The sequence below is a fragment of the bacterium genome, assembly GCA_016124905.1.
In the GTDB taxonomy this organism is placed as follows: Bacteria; Pseudomonadota; Alphaproteobacteria; order Rickettsiales; family RI-342; genus RI-342.
This window is the reverse complement of record WGMV01000044.1, coordinates 13767-32637: the sequence shown is the minus strand read 5'-3', so window position 1 is coordinate 32637 and position 18871 is coordinate 13767. Positions and strand designations below refer to the sequence as shown.

Sequence of the window (18871 nt, the reverse complement as noted above, 5' to 3'; positions counted from 1 at the left end):
CCCGATCCCATCTCGAACTCGGAAGTGAAAACCTCCTGCGCCTATGATACTGCCGCTTAAGCGGCGGGAAAGTCGGTCGCCGCCAGTTCAAAACACAGTGAACACACATAAGCCCCCTAACAGAAATGTCAGGGGGCTTTTGTTTTGTAACAAAACCCGTGTAAGCCGTTGCATTGCATCAAACTTGAGCATTGCCGCATGCCTTCGCAATACGATATCCTGATGGACCCAAATGTCGCAGAATTTGCCCACCATGTATGGCAGGCTACGGCGCATGCGACCATTCCTTACCTTATCCGGCGCACGGTGATGATGGAGGACATGAGCGCCGAGGAATATTTACGACTGGCGGCGCTAACCGCCTGTAAAACCATGGTTGATCACTGGACGGATGAACCCGGCTGCATGTCTTACCTGATTGATCTGGTAGTAGAACAGGGAACCCAGTCAAGAGACCGCATCATGGCGTTAACCAGCGAGACCCAGCCGAAGAATCGCGGAAATTTATATCACAATCAGCAGGTTGCCTGCCAGTACATAGAAATTCTTTCCTCCGTAGGCGAGGAAGTGAAGCGCAGCCCGGAACTGCTTAAGGAGGTAAAAGCGCTTACAAAGGCAGAGCTGGACTTCCATGCATCTGGCGTTCATCTTCCTCGTTGAATTAATTAATTAATAAATAAACTGGGCTAGGCTGCAAACTATAAAGACGCGGTAGCCATGTTTTGGAACAATAAGCCCAATCCTTCGGTAAGTACGGCATCCATAAGCTTGATGGAGCATTTCTCAGGGCTTATCCGCCACCCCGTTTCCGCGAGCCTTTTGCATCATCTGCATGATTCAAAAGCCTCCATATTTGCAAAAACTCCGCATGGAACCATCGTTTTTACTCCGGAGGAACTCCTCCGCACGCCTGCTGAAGCCATGCAGGATGTCGTCTTTTTGTGCAAATTCGCTTCTTATGCCTATGCAGCCCACGGGCAGGCCGTACCACAGAACATGTCAATGGATGGGCTGAGGCAGCTATTTGGCGAGCAGCAGCCTGTGTTTGCAGAGCTATACAATCAGGCCGAGTGGCGCATGCAGGCTTATCCTGGTGGAATGGACGGATATATTCGCTCCAAATGCGAGGCAATCGACCATCTCGGTCTGGAATACCCGCTGGGGCTTGCATACAGCGTTTCGCAGGGCATCCCCATTTACATGGGCCACGGCAGCACCATTGCGGATAGCTATAATCCACAAAATTTTAGCGAGGTAACCCCACAGGAAGCTGCCTGTCTGGGTAGCAGCCTCGGCCTTTGTTCTCCAAGACCACGGGCTGTGTTCTTACCCCATAGCAGCACCATGCGGCATAGTGACCCGTTAAACCACACCATTGTTGAGGAACTCGCCCACAATATGGACATGCCAATGACGGGCTACGGTTTCATTTTTTCTTCCAAACCGCAATACCATGCCGCCTTGCAGGACGATAAGAAACACGTGTTGGATCTGCGTAGGGCGCTGGAATACCTGCGCGATGATCCCCGGCTCCCGATCAAGGATATTCCCGTGGATTTCACCACGCGCGCCACATTGGAAAAAATCGCGAAATACCACAAATGCAACCCGATGAGCCAGGCGCGGGTGTGTGAAATACTCGAGCGGGTCGAATTCGTGCTGCACATGATCGAGCCAACACATCCCGCCTACAACAGCGGCGTCTATAAACCGGACCTGCATTCGCGCAACACTGCCGACCGGCTGATGGCGATGCTGCCGGGTAGCGAGAACCGTCAGATGGAATCGATGCTGCGGCATGCGGAAGCATTCGCCAAAAGCATCTCCTACATCCATGGGGACGCGCAGACCGAACCCGGCCATGCCTGCCGGGTGGAATTTATTTTGCCGAAAACCTGCCAGTTTCTTTTGCAGCAGGTGCAGCCTGAAATAGTACGTACCGTGCAAACGGGGCTGGATTATAAGAATATCCAAGTGGATCCGGAAATAGTGGACCAGCACTTCAATTTCGAAATACGGCCCAAAGCACTGGCGCATGCAATGGAAGCGCAGACCAATCCTTCCGTTACAGGAATAGGCGGCTGGGGTACCCCCGTTTTCCAATAATTGCACCGCCGTCGCATGGGATTTACGCTGTGCAGACATGCATGCCTGGTGTATTCCTTGGGCATGTCAGACTACCCAGCCACCCGCCCGGAACCGGCCCATAATGCCCCCGTATTCACCGTCTCTGAAATTTCAGGCGCGGTAAAGCGCGTCATTGAGGATGGCTTTGGCTATGTGCGCGTACGCGGCGAGATTTCTGGCCTCAAGAAACACAGTTCAGGCCACGTCTATTTCAGTCTGAAGGATCAGGATTCCGTCCTCTCCTCCGTCTGCTGGCGCGGCATCGCCGACAAACTTCCGTTTGACCCGGCCGACGGGCTGGACGTCATCTGCTCCGGCCGCATGACGACCTTTGGCGGCCAGTCCAAATACCAGCTGGTGGTCACCGGCATGGTGCCGGCCGGGGTGGGCGGCATCATGGCCATGCTGGAAGCCCGCAAACAAAAACTGCTGGCCGAGGGCCTGTTCGACCCCGCACGTAAACAGCCCATTCCCTTCGCGCCCCGCGTCATTGGCGTGGTCACATCGCCTACTGGTGCCGTTATTCGTGACATCCTTCACCGGTTGCGCGAGCGTTTCCCCGTGCATGTCATCGTCTGGCCCGTAGCGGTTCAGGGGGAGGCCGCCGCCGAGCAGATTGCCGCCGCCATCCACGGTTTCAACCAGCTTCCCTCTGCCTTTGCGGACCAGGATGCCAGCTACCACGCCTACAACCAGATGCTCGCGCCGGAGCCCCTGGTGCTTCGCTCCGGCGCGCGCATCCCACGGCCGGATGTGCTGATTGTCGCGCGCGGCGGCGGCTCGGTGGAGGATCTGCTCTGCTTCAGCGAAGAAACGGTGGTCCGCGCCGCCGCGCATTCCACCATCCCGATCATTTCCGCCATCGGTCATGAGACCGACACCACGCTGATGGATTTCGTCGCCGACCGCCGTGCCCCCACGCCCACCGCCGCCGCCGAAATGGCCGTGCCTGTGCGGCAGGAGCTGATGGCTGGCCTGGCCGAGGCCGAGATGCGCATGGCCCGCACCATGCTCAAGCGCATCGAGGAACATGCCCGCTTCATTCAGGCCACCGGCAAGGGCCTACCTAATCCCGTCCGTCTGCTGGAATCCGGCACGCTCAGGCTGGATAACTGGGGCGAACGCCTGCATCAGGGGCTTCCCGCCATTTTGATGACCAAATCGCGCATGCTGCGCCCCACCGCCATTCGCTTCCGCCCGCCGCTGGAGCTGCTCCAGCAGGCCGAAAAACATGTGCGTCCCTGGGACGAGCGCCTGCGCCATGTCCTGCCGCAACTGCTGAAATTCCGCGAAAGCCAGCTGCACCAGGTGGCGGGCCGCCTGAACGCCGGCGGCACCCTGCGCGAGCTCGGCCATGTGCAGGTCGCCGTGGACAAAGCCTGGCAGCGCGTGGGCTATGCTTTCGTCCAGCGCCTCAATAATCTGCAGACACGCCTGCACAGCGACACGCGCCTGCTGGAAAGCTACCACTACAAGCGCGTGCTGAAGCGCGGCTTCGCCCTCATCCGCGATGAGCAGGGCGAGCCGGTCTATTCAGCGGAAGCCTTGAAGGCCGGGCAGGGCATCACCATTGAGCTGCAGGATGGAAGCCGCCGCGCCACCGTGGAAGGCGGTAAGGCAACCGCCGCGCCATCACCGGTGAAGAAGCCGGAAAGCAAACCCATGCCCGCCAATGTGCCCAATAAGCAAACCAGTTTATTTTAACCAGCAACGAGCAGCGCGAGCCGGCAAGGGCTAAATTAATCGACTCTTAAAACCCGGCGCGGTACACATGGTGCCAATACAGGAGTGTTACCATGCCCAAAGCCATACGCATCCATAAACCCGGCGGTCCCGAGGTCATGCAATGGGAGGAGGTTCCCGCGCTGGAACCCAAAGAGGGCGAGGTACTCATCAAGCACGCGGCCATCGGCGTCAATTTCATCGATATCTATTACCGCAACGGCACCTACAAGGCGCCGGAAATGCCCTTCACCCCGGGCGTGGAAGCTGTCGGCGTGGTCATCCGCCTTGGCAAGGGCGTCAAAAACGCCAAAGTGGGCGATCGCGTGGCCTATTGCATGGGCCCGCTCGGCGCCTATTCCGAATACCGCTGTATCCCTGAGAAATTTCTGGTGCGAATCCCGGGCGGCCTCGCCAACGAGCAGGTCGCGGCCACCTTCCTCAAGGGCATGACGGCGCATTTCCTGCTTCGCCGCACCTATATCGTCAACGACCAGACCACCATGCTGGTGCATGCCGCCGCCGGTGGTGTGGGCAACCTGCTGGTGCAGTGGGGCCGTTACCTTGGCGCCAAGGTCATCGGCACCGTGGGCAGCGACGATAAAAAGAAGATGGTGGAAGATCTCGGCGCAGCCCTGGTCATCAATTACAAAACCGAGGATGTCCTTCAGAAGATCAAGGACTTCACCGGCGGCAAGGGCGTCAACGTCGTCTATGACGGCATCGGCAAAACCACCTTCGAGACCTCGCTGAACAGCCTTGGCCGTTTCGGCATGTTCGTCAGCTACGGCCAGGCCTCAGGCCCGGTGCCACCCGTTGATTTGGGGCTGCTGCGCGATAAAGGCTCACTCTTCATGACGCGGCCGACCCTGTTCGATTACAAGGCCGATGCCGATGAATATGCCTTCTCGGCGGTCGAATTGTTCGACATGATCCTGGCGCGTTTTTTAAGGCTGCACGTGCACCACAGTTACAAGCTCGAAGACGCCGCCCAGGCCCTGATGGAGCTTGAGCAGGGCAAAACCAAAGGCTCGGTGGTATTGGTTACGGGGTAGTTTTGGCGGCATCCGTACCTTTGGCCGCGGCTTTCTCTGCCTCGCCACTGGCCGTAAGCGCGCCGTCCATAACCTTGAGGTTGGTTTCTTCGGAGAGCTTCCGCAAGGTTTCCGTCACCTGCTTTTCGGACTTCACCTTGTCCTTGCTCAAATTGCCAAAGACTTTGTCCATATTCTCGGCAAGCTCGTCCGCTTCAATAGCGCCCACCTTCAGGTTATAATCCGAGAATTTGCCGATACGGTCGCGGCTTTCCTTCTGCGCCGTGCCGAATGCGGCCAGGCCCGCGCCGCCGACCAGCAGCACCGGCAGCAGCCCGCCGCCCGAAAGCACCGTACCGGCCAGTACCGCGGCACCCCCAGCAAGCGTGGCGCCGTCGCGTATGCCGCGAATCAGCACTTCCTTGTGCGTCACCTTATGCGCATCCGGGTTGCGGAGCGTATCGGAGAAATGGTTCATCGCCAGTGGCACCGCCGTCACGGGGACGGAAAGCAGCCCGGCCGGGTTCAACGTGGCGGCGCCCGTCAGCACCTTGGGTATATTGCCGACGATCTGCACCACATTGGTCAGCACGGGCACGGAGGTGGCCACATCGGTCTTGATCTGGTCGCGCGCCTTGCGTCCCGGCAGCTTGGGCCGTGAGAACTCCACATCCCGCGCATGCACGCCCGTGGCGGGGTCGCCGAACTGGTTGATGAGATGGATGATGCCCTGATAGGCGTTATAGGATTTGGCGATATTGTCGCGGATTTCGTTTTCCGCCGAGGTGATCTGCTCTCCCAGTTTCTTGAGCGCGGATTCCTGCGCGGCGATTTTATTGCCCACGCTATTGGGGTTCGTATCCTTGCCGGTGCTGTCTTTCACACCAAGCTCTTTTTCTTTACGCTCAATGAATTCATTGCAGGAGCTGATAATGGCTTGAAGCGTGCCGGTTCGTTCATTCCGGCCTTTTTCACCGATCACGCCCTTGTTATCGGCAATGCTGTCCTGCAGCGCTTGGATTTCATGGTCGATCCGCGTCCGGCCGTCCGCATCGTCCGGCAGCAGGGATGCTTTGTCATTCTCCAGCTTTTCGATCGTGATCTGCGCATTGCGGATATCGTCATTACGGCGATTCAGGTCCTGTTCAGCGGAATAAAGGGCTTCCCGGCGTGCCGCGATTTCTTTTTCAATCTCGCTTTTCTTGCCTTCCCATTCCTTCTTGACGCCTTCGGCCTTATTTCTGTCATTGAGCAGGTTGCGGTAGTTTTTCTCCAGGCCGCTCTGCTCTTGATACTGGCCAAAATCACCGCCCGGCTTCGTCACTTTGCCATAGGTGTCTTTTTCTTCTTTCTGCATGAAAGCGGTGATGGAAGAGGCCACATCGCTGTAATGTTCCTTCAGCACCTCCAGGTCACGGATGCGGTTGGTATTGGGGTGGGATTCCACTTTTGCAGCGGCTGCCCGATAACGCGCATCCACATCCAGGTAGGTTTTGGTTCGTTCGTCCAGCCTATCGCCGATTTTTTCCTGCTCGTCATTCACCACGCCGTAGGATTCGGCATAAGGTTCCAGCGCACTGCGCTGGGCAGCCGACAGGAATGGAATGCTGACAGGGGTTGCTGCGGCACTCTTTGTTAAAACCTCAATGCCGGTAACCGTCGTCGTACTAGGGATCCAGCGTTCCTCCGTCGTCGTTTTACCAATGCCGAAACGAGGCTTTTTGACGATCACATCCAGCTCAAAAGCATCATCCAGCATGCCGATAGGGGCCACGGTTTTGCCTGCTTCCGCCAGGGCGGCCTTAAGTTCGGCATCGTCATAAGGATAGGAGGCATTTGTCTCCAGGTGCTTTTGAAATACCTTAAATGCCTTCTGCAGTTCGGTTTCGCGCAGCGGCTTGGCCTGAATTTCCCCCCAGGCTTTCATCTGCAGATAATAAAGCTTCAGCTGCAATGGTTGATTGGCATTGTTCAATGCTTCGATTTCACCGCCGGTTTTGGAAGGGGGGCTCCCTTTGGGTGCGGTTGCTTTGCCTTCAAAGCGTTCCACTTCTTTCGCCAGCCCGTCGCGTTCATACAACAGGGCGGCATATTCCTCGTTCTGCTTGAGAGAGAGAATCTCCGCATTGATCTCGGATTTGCGGCCTTCGCAGGTAGCCTTGATGGTGCGCAGCACCCGTTCGGCATTGCCCTTGTCCTTCAGCCATTCAAGGTTAGGGCCTCTGACTTCTTCCTGCAGCGGTGGAAGCCCCTGACGCTTGCGGATGGCATCCGTAAGGTTAGCGCGCGGCTGCTTCAGCGTCACCTTTTCCAGCACATCCATAACAGTGCTTTTCAACTGGTCCAGTTGATAGCGGATATATTCCGGCTGGGTATCGATGCTGTTGATCTGCTGTTCTTCCGGCAACACCCCATGGGTGCAGGCGTAATTGATGGCGGTGATGATGCGCTTGCCGGAATCGAGGTGCTTAAGGCTTGCCATGTGCTGCTCGTATAATGGTAAAATTTTGAGCAGTATATTAATCAATTATTTAATAAAAGTTAAGGGCAAGCTAGACGCCAGCACCCAGGGCGGCGCCGCAATCCTGCAGATATTGCTGTGCCTTATCGGCAAAGCTATGGCAAAGGGTCTGGTCAAATGCCTTAGTTTCGCAGGTAAATTTTACTACCAGGCGATCACCGCCATCTACGGCTTCTCCAGGTTCCGCTGTAACAGAGATTTTGATCCTGTCCGAAGAGCCCATGGCCGTCGCTGCCGTGGCTGCAAGGTTTGAGATGTTGATAATCGCTTTATCCCGAACATTTTCCAGGTCTATTTCGGGGGAAGCCTGTACATAAAACTGCACCACGGCTTCGTGCTCGCTGCCAATAACAAGCTTATTGGTAATAACAACACTCATAATTGCCTCACATATGAATGATGGGATAATCCCATGTCCATGTTAAACTTTTACGAAACACGCCCAGGTTGTTTTACGCCAGCCCCGCCGCCTTGCGCACGGCCTTGATTCCTTCCTCAAACAGCCCGGCATCCTTGCATTGCAGCATCACGCGCACCAGCGGCTCCGTGCCGGAGGGGCGCATCACCACCATGCCGCGCTCGCCAAACAGCTGGCTGACATCTTCCACTTTGTTTTCCAAGGCTTTTTTGCCTTTTTCGTCCAAATCCCGGGTGGGGATGTTAATCAGCGTCTGCGGCACGGGGATAAAGGGCCTAAGCGCCCCAGTTTGAGCTTGGAGCTGGCTTTCCGCCTGCTGATACCGCACCATGGCCAGCACCTGAAGCGCCGCCAGCAGCCCATCCCCCGTCGTGGTATGGTCGGAAAGGATGATATGCCCCGACGGTTCCCCGCCGATATTGCAGCCGGATTCCCGCATTTTCTGCATCACATAGCGGTCGCCCACCGCCGTACGATGCAGCGCCAGCCCCAGCTGTTTGATGTAATCCTCAAAGCCCAGGTTCGCCATAACGGTGGAAACCACGCCCCCGCCTTTCAGTTGCCCTCGCTTATGCATCATGCTGGTGACCATCGCGAGCAACTGGTCGCCATCCACCAATTCGCCTTCCTCATCGCACATGATGAGCCGGTCGGCATCGCCATCCAGCGCGATGCCAAGGTCGGCCCCATGCTCACGCACGGCGGCCTGCAGCGGGGCAGGGTGAGTTGAGCCGCAATCCTTATTGATGTTGGTGCCGTCAGGCTTCACTCCGATGGAAATCACTTCCGCCCCCAGTTCCCACAGCACCACCGGCGCCACGCGGTAGGCCGCGCCATTGGCACAATCCAGCACCACTTTCATGCCGTCCAGGCGCATATCCTTCGGGAAGGTCGCCTTCACATATTCGATATAGCGCCCCGGCGCATCTTCCAGGCGCTTCGCGCGGCCAAGCCGGTCGCCCACCACGCGGTAATCATCCAGGTCGCCCGCCATCAGCGCCTCGATCTGCATCTCATCCTCGTCGCTGAGCTTGTAGCCGTCCGGGCCAAACAGCTTGATGCCGTTATCGTCATAAGGATTATGCGAAGCCGAGATCATCACCCCCAAATCCGCGCGGAGGGATTTCACCAGCATGGCCACCGCCGGCGTCGGCATTGGCCCCACCAGGATCACATCCATTCCCACTGCGACAAACCCCGCCGTCAGCGCTGGTTCAATCAGGTACCCCGAAAGGCGCGTATCCTTGGCAATCACCACGCGGTGCCGGTGGTTGCCCCGGCGGAAAAACGCCCCCGCCGCCATGCCGACCTTGAGGGCGATTTCCGCCGTCACGGGCGATTGGTTGGCCTTGCCGCGAATCCCGTCCGTGCCGAAATAATGACGCTTGGGCGCTTTGATCACGGCCTATTCACCTTCGCCAGAACTTGGGCGGTTGCGCGGCTTGGGGCGCGTCAGGCGCTTGGGTTTGCCGTCGGCGCTTTCCTGTGCGGCGGGTTCTTCCTGCTTGGCGGTGGTTTTTTCCTCGCCCGCGGTGCGCTTGGCGAAGCTGGAACGGCGCACGGCATTTTCCTGCCGCACCACATCCAGACGAATCACCGGCTTGCCCGCAATCAGGTCCTTGATCTCATCGCCTGAAAGCGTCTCATATTCCAGCAGTCCATGCGCCAGGGTGTGAAGCTGGTCCAGATGTTTCTTCAGAATCGCGCGCGCGCGATCATAGCCGGCTTCCACGATGCGCTTAACTTCCGCATCGATGATATTGGCCGTCTCTTCCGAGCCCGTCTGGTTGCGCCCCATGCTGTAGCCGAGGAAGACTTCCTGCTGCTCGCTGCCATGGAACAGAGGGCCGATCTTGTCGCTCATCCCCCATTCGGAAACCATCGCCCGCGCCATGCGCGTGGCGAATTTGATATCCGACGAAGCACCGGATGTGACCTTGTCATCGCCGAAGATAAGTTCTTCCGCCACGCGGCCACCCATGGCAACGGCGATATCCGCCTCAAGTTTTTCCTTGGTCACGGAAAGCTGGTCGCGCTCCGGCAGGCGCATCACCATGCCAAGCGCCCGCCCGCGCGGAATGATGGTGGCCTTGTGAATCGGGTCGGATGCCGGGCTGTGCAGCGCCACAATGGCATGCCCGCCTTCATGATAGGCCGTGAGTTTCTTCTCTTCCTCGCTCATAACCATGGATTTGCGCTCCACGCCCATCATCACCTTGTCTTTGGCGGCTTCCAGGTCGCGCAGCGTCACCACTTTCTGGTTCTTGCGTGCGGCCAGCAGTGCCGCCTCGTTCACAAGGTTTGCCAGGTCCGCACCGGAAAAACCGGGCGTGCCGCGCGCGATGATGCGCGCATCCACATCCGGCGAGCAGGGCACCTTTTTCAAATGCACGCTGAGGATTTTCTCGCGACCCTCGATATCAGGATTGCCCACCACGATCTGACGGTCGAAACGGCCAGGGCGCAGCAGCGCGGGGTCGAGCACGTCTGGGCGGTTGGTCGCCGCCAGGATGATAACGCCCTCGTTGGATTCGAACCCGTCCATCTCCACCAGCAACTGGTTGAGCGTCTGCTCGCGCTCGTCATTACCGCCGCCCAGACCCGCGCCGCGATGGCGGCCGACGGCGTCGATCTCGTCAATGAACACGATACAGGGGGCATTCTTTTTGCCCTGCTCGAACATGTCGCGCACGCGGCTGGCACCCACGCCAACGAACATCTCCACGAAGTCCGAACCCGAGATGGTGAAAAACGGCACGCCCGCCTCACCGGCGATGGAACGCGCCAGCAGCGTCTTACCCGTACCCGGAGGGCCTACCAGCAGACAGCCTTTAGGGATTTTGCCACCGAGCTTCTGGAATTTCTGCGGGTCGCGCAGAAAATCGACGATCTCCGACAGCTCTTCCTTGGCTTCATCCACCCCGGCTACGTCGTCAAACGTTACCTTGCCGGTTTTTTCCGTCAGCAGTTTCGCGCGCGATTTTCCAAAACCCATCGCGCCGCCCTTGCCGCCGGAATTCATCTGGCGCATCACGAAGATCCACGCGCCGATCAGCAGCACGATCGGCAGCCAGGAAAGAAACACGCTCCAGAAGGAAGGCGCCGGTTTCTCCACCGGGCGGCCGGTAAAGCTCACATTCTTGGCGCGCAGCTTATCCACCAGTCCGGGATAATCCGTGGAATAGGTCACGAAATTGCCGCCATTATGCAGCTTGCCGACGATCTGGTTGCCCTGAATGGCCACATCCGCCACCTCACCCTGGTCCAACCGGTTTAAAAACTCGGAAAAGCGCATCTGGCTGCCCATGGGCGGCGTCTGGCTTTCCTGCAGCATGTTGAAGATGCCGACCATGATCAGCACCACGGCCATCCAGATAATGAAATTACGACCCAGCGGGCTCATACGACGCGGACTCCATCAGAGTATGGTGGCTAACAAACGGCCCGTTGCAAAGTGGCTGCGCCGCATAGGGGCGAAGCACCGGCAGGAGCGCGAACTCAGACGTTATGCCATGAGTGGAAATATGGGGCAGCAATTGCCTTCCTTCAAGGTCAATCACGCAGGGAAGGGAGGCCAGCACCGCGTTTCCATAAGCTCTCCATGGGTGCCGTTGCCAGTCCTTTGATTCGCGTGCATGTTTAATCGCCTCCGTCGTGGCGGGGCCGATCTGCCAGTGGCGATGTTCCGGGGTAACGGGTCGCGCCTCCACACGTCCATCCCACACCACGCCTTCGCCGATGGCAACGGCCCCCTGCTGGCGCGATGCCTCGCGCAGAAACAGCCAGGTCCCCGCCGACTCGTGCCAGGTGGCCTGCATGCCATGCAGGGTAGAGCTTTCCTGCTGCCGCATCCGCGCGTGCAGCCGCGCGGCATCCTCATAACGCGGCGGCGTGTCCTGTCCGCCGATGACCATGGCCAGCCGCATAAGCAGCTGAACCGCAACGGAACGGTTCAGCCCCTCCCATGCGGGCATATGCAGTGTGGCGAATCCGCCCGGATGATAACGTATGGAGTGCACCGCCGCTTGTGCCCGATGCTGTTCCAGAATCTCCCGCGCATCGCCAAGGCTTTCAATGGTGGCGGCTAGACGTGCGGCGGTAAAACCCTGTTCCGCAAGCCAGGGCTGAAGCTTGCGCAGCTTGGAGCGGTTATACCGGTCTGATTGGTTGGAAGGGTCCTCGATCCAGCCTTGCCCCTGTTCCTGCAGCCATGCCTGCAGCGCGTTTTTTTCCATGCCGAGCAGGGGCCTGACCACCCGCGCATGTTTCAGATAATGAACGGCCGGCATGCAGGCCAGCCCCAGGGCGCCGCTGCCACGCGCAAGCCGCAGCCAGAAGCTTTCGGTCTGGTCGTCCCGCTGATGCCCGGTCAAGAGATGCGGGATGTTGTGCTCCCGGCAGAATGCTTCCATCAGGCGGTAACGCGCCTCGCGCGCGGCTTCCTGAATATTGCTTGCGGGTTTGTCGCCTTGCCAGGCCAGCACATGATGCGGGATACCCCGCGCCTCCATCCAGCCATGAATCTGCCTGGCCTCATCGGCGGATTCGATTCGCAACCCATGGTCCACGGTAAGGGCGATGACATGCCCGCCCCGCTCCTGTGTCCAGGCATGCGCGAGCAACGCCAGCGCCGTGCTGTCCGGCCCGCCGGAAACCGCCACGGCAATACGGGGAGGGGATTCAAACCCGCCGATGGCCCTCAAGCTTGCGTCGAAACGCGCCTGCATCATCTACTGACAGGAAAGCCGCAGCTTCTCCTGGTCCAGCTTCTGCCGCACGGCGCCGGTCAGGTTCGGGAAGCGCTTGCCGAGCTGGTTGTAAACCACGCAGGCTTCGGTCGTTTTATTGAGTGCCGACAGAGACAGGCCCAGCTTCAGCAGGTTGTCGGATGCCTTTTGCCCTTCGGGCGAAGCCTCATAGCCCTTGCGGAAATTATCCATGGCTTTCGGATAATCCTTTTCCACATAAAAGGTTTCCCCCAGCCAGTAATAGGCATTCCCGATCAAGGGATCGTTCGGGTATTTCTGCGTGAAGCCCTGCAGCATGGTGCGGGCTTCCTGGAAGCGTGCCTGGTTCAGCAGCTGGAATGCCTGGTGATATTCCGTTTGCGCCGCCGTGCTTGGTGTGGCGGCAACCGCTGGCGTGGCGGGGGCGGGCGCACCTGCCGCAGCAGCAGCGGCTGCAGCTGCATTATTGGCCGGAGCGGTGGCAGGCGTCGCAGCCGGAGCAGGGGCGGCGGTGGGGGCGGCGGCAGGCGCCGGAGCCGGAGTAGGGGCGACTACCGCCGGGCGCGCGCCATTCATCTGCTGCTGTTCCAGTTGCAGCAATTTATCCTCAAGCCGCTGGATGCGCGCAGGCAATTGCTGGTTCGCCTGGCTTTGAGAGAATTGCAGTTCCTCAATCTTGCCGTTCAACCGGCGCATCTGTTCCTCAATCTCGGCCAGGCGGGTTTCATAATTGCCGCTGGCAGCCGCCACATTGCCTGCGGGCGGGCGGGCGCCCCCTTTGTAGACTTGTTGCTGCATCACCTGCATGTCGCGCTCAAGCCGTTCCAGCTTGGCGGCCTGTTCGCTGTTCCAGTTCTGCGCGAACGCAGGCGCGGTGAAGGCGGTGGAAGCAAGCAGCAGCACAGACAGGATGCGTTTCATGAAAACCCCGGCAAATGAAAGTCAGGCCAAGCCTATAGCATAACCCCACATCAAAAAACCAGTTACCTCTTAGTAAGATTGGAGCACAGCGAACCAACCAAAAGCGGAGCGCAGCGACTGGCCCTTCCATGCGGAGCATGGCAGTCATATTGAGGGCCCGCGCCTTATTGGCGCGTATGCGAGCAGCGCGAGCCAGCAAAGGCTACAAAAAAAGGCCCGCCATAAGGCGGGCCTTTATCGTCACGTGAGTAACGTAGCTTATTTCACCACGGTCACGCCACGGCGGTTTTGAGCCCAGGACTCTTCGTTGGAACCAACGACAGCCGGACGCTCTTTACCGTAGGAGATGGTCTCAACGCGGGAGCCTTCCACGCCGAGGCTAACCAGGTAGCTCTTCACGGCATTGGCACGGCGCTCGCCCAGGGCCAGGTTGTATTCGCGGGTGCCGCGCTCATCGGCATGGCCTTCGATCACGATGGAGATGTTGCCGTTCTTTTTCAGCCATTCAGCCTGAGCGGAGAGAACATCCTGAGCATCGCCACGGATGACGGAGCTGTCATAGTCGAAGAACACGCGGTCAGCAACGCCCGGGGCCAGTTCTTTACCGGCATAGTTGCTGGAATCATATTCGCTGCCACGGCCGCCCATGCCGCCTGCGCGGCCATCGGAACCCGTGCCACGGCCGGAAACGCTGCCGCTGGAATCGGAGGGAGTTTCGCACGCTGCAACGAGGGTCAGTACGGCGGCGGAAGCAAGCAGTTTAATCCACATAATCGGACTCCTGAATTTATATTGTTGGTCGGTGACGGTAGTAAAACCTGTTGCCCTTATAGCGCCGTCAAACAAGGTGTAAATAGCTTGCTTGGATCGCCCATGGGCAGGCAGGCTGTTTTAGTAAACTGTGGCGGAATTGTCACAGTTATAAAGGGCGCATAAATGCTGGCATTTTAAGAATAAACGCAGCCTAAAATTCAAGCGGTCATCCGCGACATTACCTCGCGCTTCCCACCCTGCTGTCGGCCCAGGGCATGGAAAAGGGCAGCCACAAGCGCCCCCGCATGGCGCTGCTCCATGGCGAAGCAGCGCCATGCGAAATAATTAAAGCGGCAGCAATCCCGACCAGGACGGATCGGACGCATCCATCGGCGTCATCACCTCACGCTCGTTTTTGCCCGTCAGGTCGATGCTGTAAATGCGGCTGGAGCCGGCGCGGTTTCCACGGCTGCGTTCGCCGCGGGCAAACATCAGCACACGCCCGTTGGGCGACCAGGTCGCGCCTTCCACCAGATAGCCGTTGGTCAGCAACCGTTCGCCGCTGCCGTCGGCACGCATCACGCCGATATAGAACTGGCCCTGATGCATTTTGGTGAAGGCGATGATGTCGCCGCGCGGGGACCATACGGGTGAGCCGTAACGGCCCTCGCCGAAGCTGATGCGCTGCGCGCCGCCGCCGTCGGCGTTCATCACGTAAAGCTGTTGGCTGCCACCTCGGTCGGATTCGAACACGATGCGGCGGTCATCCGGCGAGTAGGACGGCGTGGTCTCAATCGCCGGGCTGTTGGTCAGCGCGCGCGTCTGGCGGGTGCGCAGGTCCATCATGTACACATCCGTGTTCCCATCGCGGGCGTAGGACATCACGATCTTGTCGCCCTTACCGGAATAACGCGGGGCAAAGGTCATGCCCTTGAACTGGCCGACAATATCCTCACGGCCCGATTCCAGGTTGCGGATATGCACGCGCGGCATGTCGTGCTCATAGGAAAGATAGATCACTTCCTGGAAAGTCGGCGAGAAACGCGGTGTCAAGGCCATGTAGGCGCCGTCGGTCAGGAATTTATGGTTCGCGCCGTCCTGGTCCATAATGGCCAGGCGCTTGATGCGGCGCTGCGCCGGGCCGGATTCGGCCACATACACCACGCGGGAATCGAAATAGCCTTCCTCACCCGTCAGGCGCTTATACACCTCATCGGCAATCAGGTGGCCGATGCGGCGCCAGTTGCTGCGCAGCGTGGTGAATTCCTTGCCCGCGATCTGCTCGTCGCCCGTCACGTCCCACAGACGAAACGCTACCGTCACCGTGTTGGCATCCACACCCGTGATGCTGCCGGTCACCAGCGCCTGTGCACTCACCGCGCGCCAGTCGGCGAAACGCGGCGTCACCTGGCCATAGGTCAGCTTTTCAATGAAAGAAGCCGGTGGAATCGGCTTGAACAACCCGCTGCGCTCAAGGTCGGCGCTGACGATCTGCATCACATCCTTACCCAGGCTGCTGTCGCTGCCGTTAGACCCGTTCAGGTCGGGCAGGGCGATGGGCATGGGATCGCTGTTGCCTTTAGTGATGTTGATAGTAATTGCCGCCATGGCGGAATGGGAGAAAGCTGCCATTACTAATGAAAGCGTGAGCATCCAAAACGTCTTTTTCATGTCCGGCCTCTTTGTTTTTATGAGCATGAGAGAAATGGTTCTAATGAAGAATGGGACTGGGGTCAAAGTCCATCTCAATGATTTGCCAGTCGAGATACCTATCCATTGGCAAAATTTTATCATAAGGCGAGCAAAGGCGCACGGCACGTTCAAAGCTATTAGCCGTCGCGCGAAATGCCGGATCACTTTTGTAACGCTCTGTATCAGTGATTTTCACATCATGCACACCACCGTTAGGAAGCATGGTGACCTTCAAATGAACGATCATGTTTGGGACATTACGCATATCTGTTAAACCTGATGGCATAGCAAAACAGGGAGCCATATGCTGATTGAAACGTTCAGTGAATTTATCAAGCTCATGCTGATCCATGGCCTCGGATGAATGCGAGAAAGTCTGGGTGCATGCTGTTAGCAGTAACGATAAAGTCAGAGCCCATGGGGTTTTGGTCATGTTGGGGGCTCCTTGCTTCCTTGGAGGAGTGAAGAAGACTAATAAAGAACGTCACTAGGGTCAAAATTCATGTTGATAATTTGCCAATCGGCATATTTATCCATGGGCATAATTTTTCCATAGGGGCTGCACAAACGCACGGCGCGCACAGCGCTTTCCGCGGCGGCTCGGAAACCAGCATCGGTTGCATAGCGTGTTGTATCCTTGATTTGCACATCCTGTACGTTGCCATCAGGCAGCATGGTAATTTGCAAGGCCACGATCATTTTATGCGCATCTCGTATTCCCGCTGGCATGGTCCAGCATTTTACCATAGCCTCATTGAAACGCGCTTGCAGTGCATCCAGCTCAGTTACACTCATCTTTTGACTAGGGTCATAGTCGGTATTCTTGACTTCCTTCTTGTTCGTGTCGCTCGCGGTAGCCGCAAGGTTTTTCAACACGCTCTCAAAATCATCATCCGCCTTTTTGTCTTCTTTCTTCTTCTCTTCCTTCGGCTTCTCCTTCTCCGGCTTTTTCAGCGGGGTCGGTTCTTCCTTCGGCTTCTCGGGCACCTTTTCTTTTTCCGGCTCGGGCTTTTTGGGCTCCGGCTCGGGCAGTGGCTCCGGCTTCACTTCTTCCTTCGGTTTTTCCTGCTCCTTGGGCTTGGGCGGTTCCTTGGGCTTCGGCTTGTCCTGCTTCATCTGCTTTTCCTGCGGCGCCACGTTGGTCTTGGCGCCGATGGGCACAATCTCCACCACCATCGGCAGCGGCACGTCCATCGGGTCCTTGTTGGACAGCATGCTCGGAATGCCGAGCATGATGGCAATAAACATCAGCCCGTGCAAAATGCCGGATGCGGTCATACCTCGTTTGAGGTCGTAATCCAATGCTATCTCCGCGCACTGTCCATGGGGGCGGTCACCAGGGCCACCTTACTGAACCCCGCTGCATTGATGGCCCCCATCACCTGCATCACCTTGCCGTAATCCACCTGTTTGTCCCCGCGGATGAAAATGCGCGTGTCCTTTTTGGCATTGGTGATGGCTTCGAGTTTTGCGATGAGTTCCTCCAGCGGTACTTCCGTCTCCTGTACGAATATCTGGCCCTTGGCGTTCACGCTCAAGGTCAGCGGCTCGTCATCGCCCGGCAGGGCGGATGCGGCGCTGTCCGGCAGGTCCACCGTCACGCCGGCGGTCAACATCGGCGCGGCCACCATGAAGATGATGAGCAATACAAGAATCACATCCACAAACGGCGTGACGTTGATCTCGCTCATCACGCCCCGGCGGGAGCGCGTGCGGCGGTTGTTGCTGTTGATGGATGCGCCCATGCCGCCCCCTAGCGCGATGCGTCAAGCTGGCGGGAAATCAATGCGCCGAACTCGGTGGAGAAATCCTCCATCAACCCGCTGAATTTGGTGATGTCGGCGGAAATCTTGTTATAGAACACCACCGCCGGAATAGCGGCGAACAGCCCGATGGCGGTGGCGAACAGCGCCTCGGCGATGCCGGGGGCCACCACGGCCAGGTTGGTGCTTTTCTGCACGGCGATGTTCTGGAAGCTGTTCATGATACCCCACACGGTACCGAACAACCCGATGAACGGGCCGGTGGAACCGATGGTGGCCAGAAACCCAAGCCCATGTTCCATCTGTTCAATCTCTTTGTTACGCGCCACCATCATCAATTGGCTGATGCGCTCCAGCAGCGAGCGTTTCTGGTCCGGGTCTTTCGGCGGGCGGCTCTTGATCAGGTTCCATTCCTCCATGCCCGCCATGTACACGCGGTGCAGCGGGTGCGCGCGCTTGCGGCTGTATTGCGTGTAAAAATCATCCAGGTCGTTGCTCTCCCAGAATTTTTCTTCAAACCGCGTCCCGCTGGCATACATGCCCTTAATGCTCATGATCTTGGAAAAAATGATCGACCAGCACCAGAAAGATGCCAGCAACAGGCAGATCATCACGACCTTCACGACGATATCGGCCTGCCAGAAAAGGCCGATCATGGACAGATCATGCGCGGAGGCCGCAATATTACCGGCGAGTTCGGAAGCTTGAACAGCGTTGGACACAGCAGATTACCTAGGAATGAATGGGGAATTATTCGCGAATCCGCAGCAAGGCCTGTGCAATGTCCTCTGGCATACGGATGGGTTTGAAATTCCGGTCAACCCCAACCAGTACCACCACAATGCTGGCCATCAAATCGGCCCCGCGACGCAAATTCTGGTGCATAGTCATACTGGTTCGCCCTAGGGCTTGCAAGTGGCTTTCCACGGTAATGACATCATCCAGCCTAATGGCCTTGAAATACTCGATTTCCGCCCGCCGCATCACAAACCCGATGCCCGGTTCCTTCCACAGTTCACTCTGGTTATACCCCATCACCCGCAGCATTTCCGTCCGCGCCCGCTCGGCGAAGCGAAAGTAATTGCCATGATAGACAATGCCGCCCGCATCCGTGTCTTCGTAATAAACGCGCATGGTGATGGAATGCTTTCCATCCGCGATCTTTCCGGAAGTCGGCAGCTCGGCTTTCATCG

At 58.0% G+C, this 18871-nt stretch carries 17 protein-coding genes and 1 rRNA gene; 5 read left to right on the top strand and 13 right to left on the bottom strand.

Annotation, left to right across the window (positions count from 1 at the left end; all coding sequences use genetic code 11):
* From rrf to GC177_10630, 5 genes are all read left to right on the top strand, one after another.
* Positions 1-88 (top strand): 5S ribosomal RNA (gene rrf, locus GC177_10650); the annotation flags it as partial.
* Positions 89-198: 110 nt separating this feature from the next.
* A complete protein-coding gene (locus GC177_10645) occupies positions 199-660 on the top strand; it encodes a hypothetical protein (GenBank protein MBI1276408.1) in 462 nt (153 codons plus the stop codon).
* Between the two features lie 57 nt (positions 661-717).
* Positions 718-2106, top strand: a complete 1389-nt coding sequence (locus tag GC177_10640) for a hypothetical protein (protein ID MBI1276407.1) — start codon at positions 718-720, stop codon at positions 2104-2106.
* Between the two features lie 63 nt (positions 2107-2169).
* Complete coding sequence (xseA, locus tag GC177_10635) at positions 2170-3831, top strand: exodeoxyribonuclease VII large subunit (GenBank protein ID MBI1276406.1); 1662 nt, start codon at positions 2170-2172, stop codon at positions 3829-3831.
* A 92-nt stretch (positions 3832-3923) separates the two neighbouring features.
* A complete protein-coding gene (locus GC177_10630) occupies positions 3924-4904 on the top strand; it encodes a zinc-binding dehydrogenase (protein MBI1276405.1) in 981 nt (326 codons plus the stop codon).
* On the opposite strand, the gene GC177_10625 is transcribed toward GC177_10630, so the two are convergent.
* The 13 genes from GC177_10625 to GC177_10565 form a co-directional block, all read right to left on the bottom strand.
* Entirely contained in the window at positions 4894-7365 is a 2472-nt protein-coding gene (locus GC177_10625) for a hypothetical protein (protein ID MBI1276404.1), read from the bottom strand. The two genes, GC177_10630 and GC177_10625, sit on opposite strands and share 11 nt — an antisense overlap.
* A 70-nt stretch (positions 7366-7435) precedes the next feature.
* Entirely contained in the window at positions 7436-7783 is a 348-nt protein-coding gene (locus GC177_10620) for a hypothetical protein (protein ID MBI1276403.1), read from the bottom strand.
* 73 nt (positions 7784-7856) lie between these two features.
* Complete coding sequence (locus GC177_10615) at positions 7857-9221, bottom strand: phosphoglucosamine mutase (GenBank protein ID MBI1276402.1); 1365 nt, start codon at positions 9219-9221, stop codon at positions 7857-7859.
* Positions 9222-9227: 6 nt separating this feature from the next.
* On the bottom strand, positions 9228-11225 hold the full coding sequence (gene hflB, locus GC177_10610) for an ATP-dependent zinc metalloprotease FtsH (GenBank protein MBI1276401.1): 1998 nt from the start codon (positions 11223-11225) through the stop codon (positions 9228-9230).
* On the bottom strand, positions 11206-12552 hold the full coding sequence (gene tilS, locus GC177_10605; protein ID MBI1276400.1) for a tRNA lysidine(34) synthetase TilS: 1347 nt from the start codon (positions 12550-12552) through the stop codon (positions 11206-11208). The genes hflB and tilS overlap by 20 nt, the downstream gene beginning before the upstream one ends.
* Positions 12553-13470 (bottom strand): tol-pal system protein YbgF, encoded by a 918-nt coding sequence (gene ybgF / locus GC177_10600; protein ID MBI1276399.1) that lies wholly within the window; start codon positions 13468-13470, stop codon positions 12553-12555.
* 258 nt (positions 13471-13728) lie between these two features.
* Positions 13729-14241, bottom strand: coding sequence for a peptidoglycan-associated lipoprotein Pal (gene pal, locus GC177_10595; protein MBI1276398.1), 513 nt, complete (start codon positions 14239-14241; stop codon positions 13729-13731).
* A 327-nt stretch (positions 14242-14568) separates the two neighbouring features.
* A complete protein-coding gene (tolB, locus tag GC177_10590; protein MBI1276397.1) occupies positions 14569-15876 on the bottom strand; it encodes a Tol-Pal system protein TolB in 1308 nt (435 codons plus the stop codon).
* 58 nt (positions 15877-15934) lie between these two features.
* Positions 15935-16348: a hypothetical protein gene (locus GC177_10585; GenBank protein MBI1276396.1), complete on the bottom strand. Its 414-nt coding sequence runs from the start codon at positions 16346-16348 to the stop codon at positions 15935-15937.
* 38 nt (positions 16349-16386) lie between these two features.
* Positions 16387-17217, bottom strand: coding sequence for a hypothetical protein (locus GC177_10580; protein ID MBI1276395.1), 831 nt, complete (start codon positions 17215-17217; stop codon positions 16387-16389).
* Positions 17218-17219: 2 nt separating this feature from the next.
* Positions 17220-17660, bottom strand: a complete 441-nt coding sequence (gene tolR / locus GC177_10575) for a protein TolR (GenBank protein ID MBI1276394.1) — start codon at positions 17658-17660, stop codon at positions 17220-17222.
* Positions 17661-17668: 8 nt separating this feature from the next.
* Positions 17669-18334 carry a protein TolQ gene (gene tolQ, locus GC177_10570; GenBank protein ID MBI1276393.1) on the bottom strand — a complete coding sequence of 222 codons (666 nt, stop codon included), beginning with the start codon at positions 18332-18334 and terminating at the stop codon, positions 17669-17671.
* Positions 18335-18428: 94 nt separating this feature from the next.
* Positions 18429-18812 carry a YbgC/FadM family acyl-CoA thioesterase gene (locus GC177_10565; GenBank protein ID MBI1276392.1) on the bottom strand — a complete coding sequence of 128 codons (384 nt, stop codon included), beginning with the start codon at positions 18810-18812 and terminating at the stop codon, positions 18429-18431.
* Between the last annotated feature and the right edge of the window lie 59 nt (positions 18813-18871).

Bases quoted from the DNA above. Each gene is read 5' to 3' on its own strand.
- GC177_10645 (MBI1276408.1), top strand. From the start codon at position 199: ATGCCTTCGCAATACGATATCCTGATGGACCCAAATGTCGCAGAATTT.
- GC177_10640 (MBI1276407.1), top strand. From the start codon at position 718: ATGTTTTGGAACAATAAGCCCAATCCTTCGGTAAGTACGGCATCCATA.
- xseA (MBI1276406.1), top strand. From the start codon at position 2,170: ATGTCAGACTACCCAGCCACCCGCCCGGAACCGGCCCATAATGCCCCC.
- GC177_10630 (MBI1276405.1), top strand. From the start codon at position 3,924: ATGCCCAAAGCCATACGCATCCATAAACCCGGCGGTCCCGAGGTCATG.
- GC177_10625 (MBI1276404.1), bottom strand. From the start codon at position 7,365: ATGGCAAGCCTTAAGCACCTCGATTCCGGCAAGCGCATCATCACCGCC.
- GC177_10620 (MBI1276403.1), bottom strand. From the start codon at position 7,783: ATGAGTGTTGTTATTACCAATAAGCTTGTTATTGGCAGCGAGCACGAA.
- hflB (MBI1276401.1), bottom strand. From the start codon at position 11,225: ATGAGCCCGCTGGGTCGTAATTTCATTATCTGGATGGCCGTGGTGCTG.
- tilS (MBI1276400.1), bottom strand. From the start codon at position 12,552: ATGATGCAGGCGCGTTTCGACGCAAGCTTGAGGGCCATCGGCGGGTTT.
- ybgF (MBI1276399.1), bottom strand. From the start codon at position 13,470: ATGAAACGCATCCTGTCTGTGCTGCTGCTTGCTTCCACCGCCTTCACC.
- pal (MBI1276398.1), bottom strand. From the start codon at position 14,241: ATGTGGATTAAACTGCTTGCTTCCGCCGCCGTACTGACCCTCGTTGCA.
- tolB (MBI1276397.1), bottom strand. From the start codon at position 15,876: ATGCTCACGCTTTCATTAGTAATGGCAGCTTTCTCCCATTCCGCCATG.
- GC177_10585 (MBI1276396.1), bottom strand. From the start codon at position 16,348: ATGACCAAAACCCCATGGGCTCTGACTTTATCGTTACTGCTAACAGCA.
- tolR (MBI1276394.1), bottom strand. From the start codon at position 17,660: ATGGGCGCATCCATCAACAGCAACAACCGCCGCACGCGCTCCCGCCGG.
- tolQ (MBI1276393.1), bottom strand. From the start codon at position 18,334: ATGATCGGCCTTTTCTGGCAGGCCGATATCGTCGTGAAGGTCGTGATG.
- GC177_10565 (MBI1276392.1), bottom strand. From the start codon at position 18,812: ATGCGCGTTTATTACGAAGACACGGATGCGGGCGGCATTGTCTATCAT.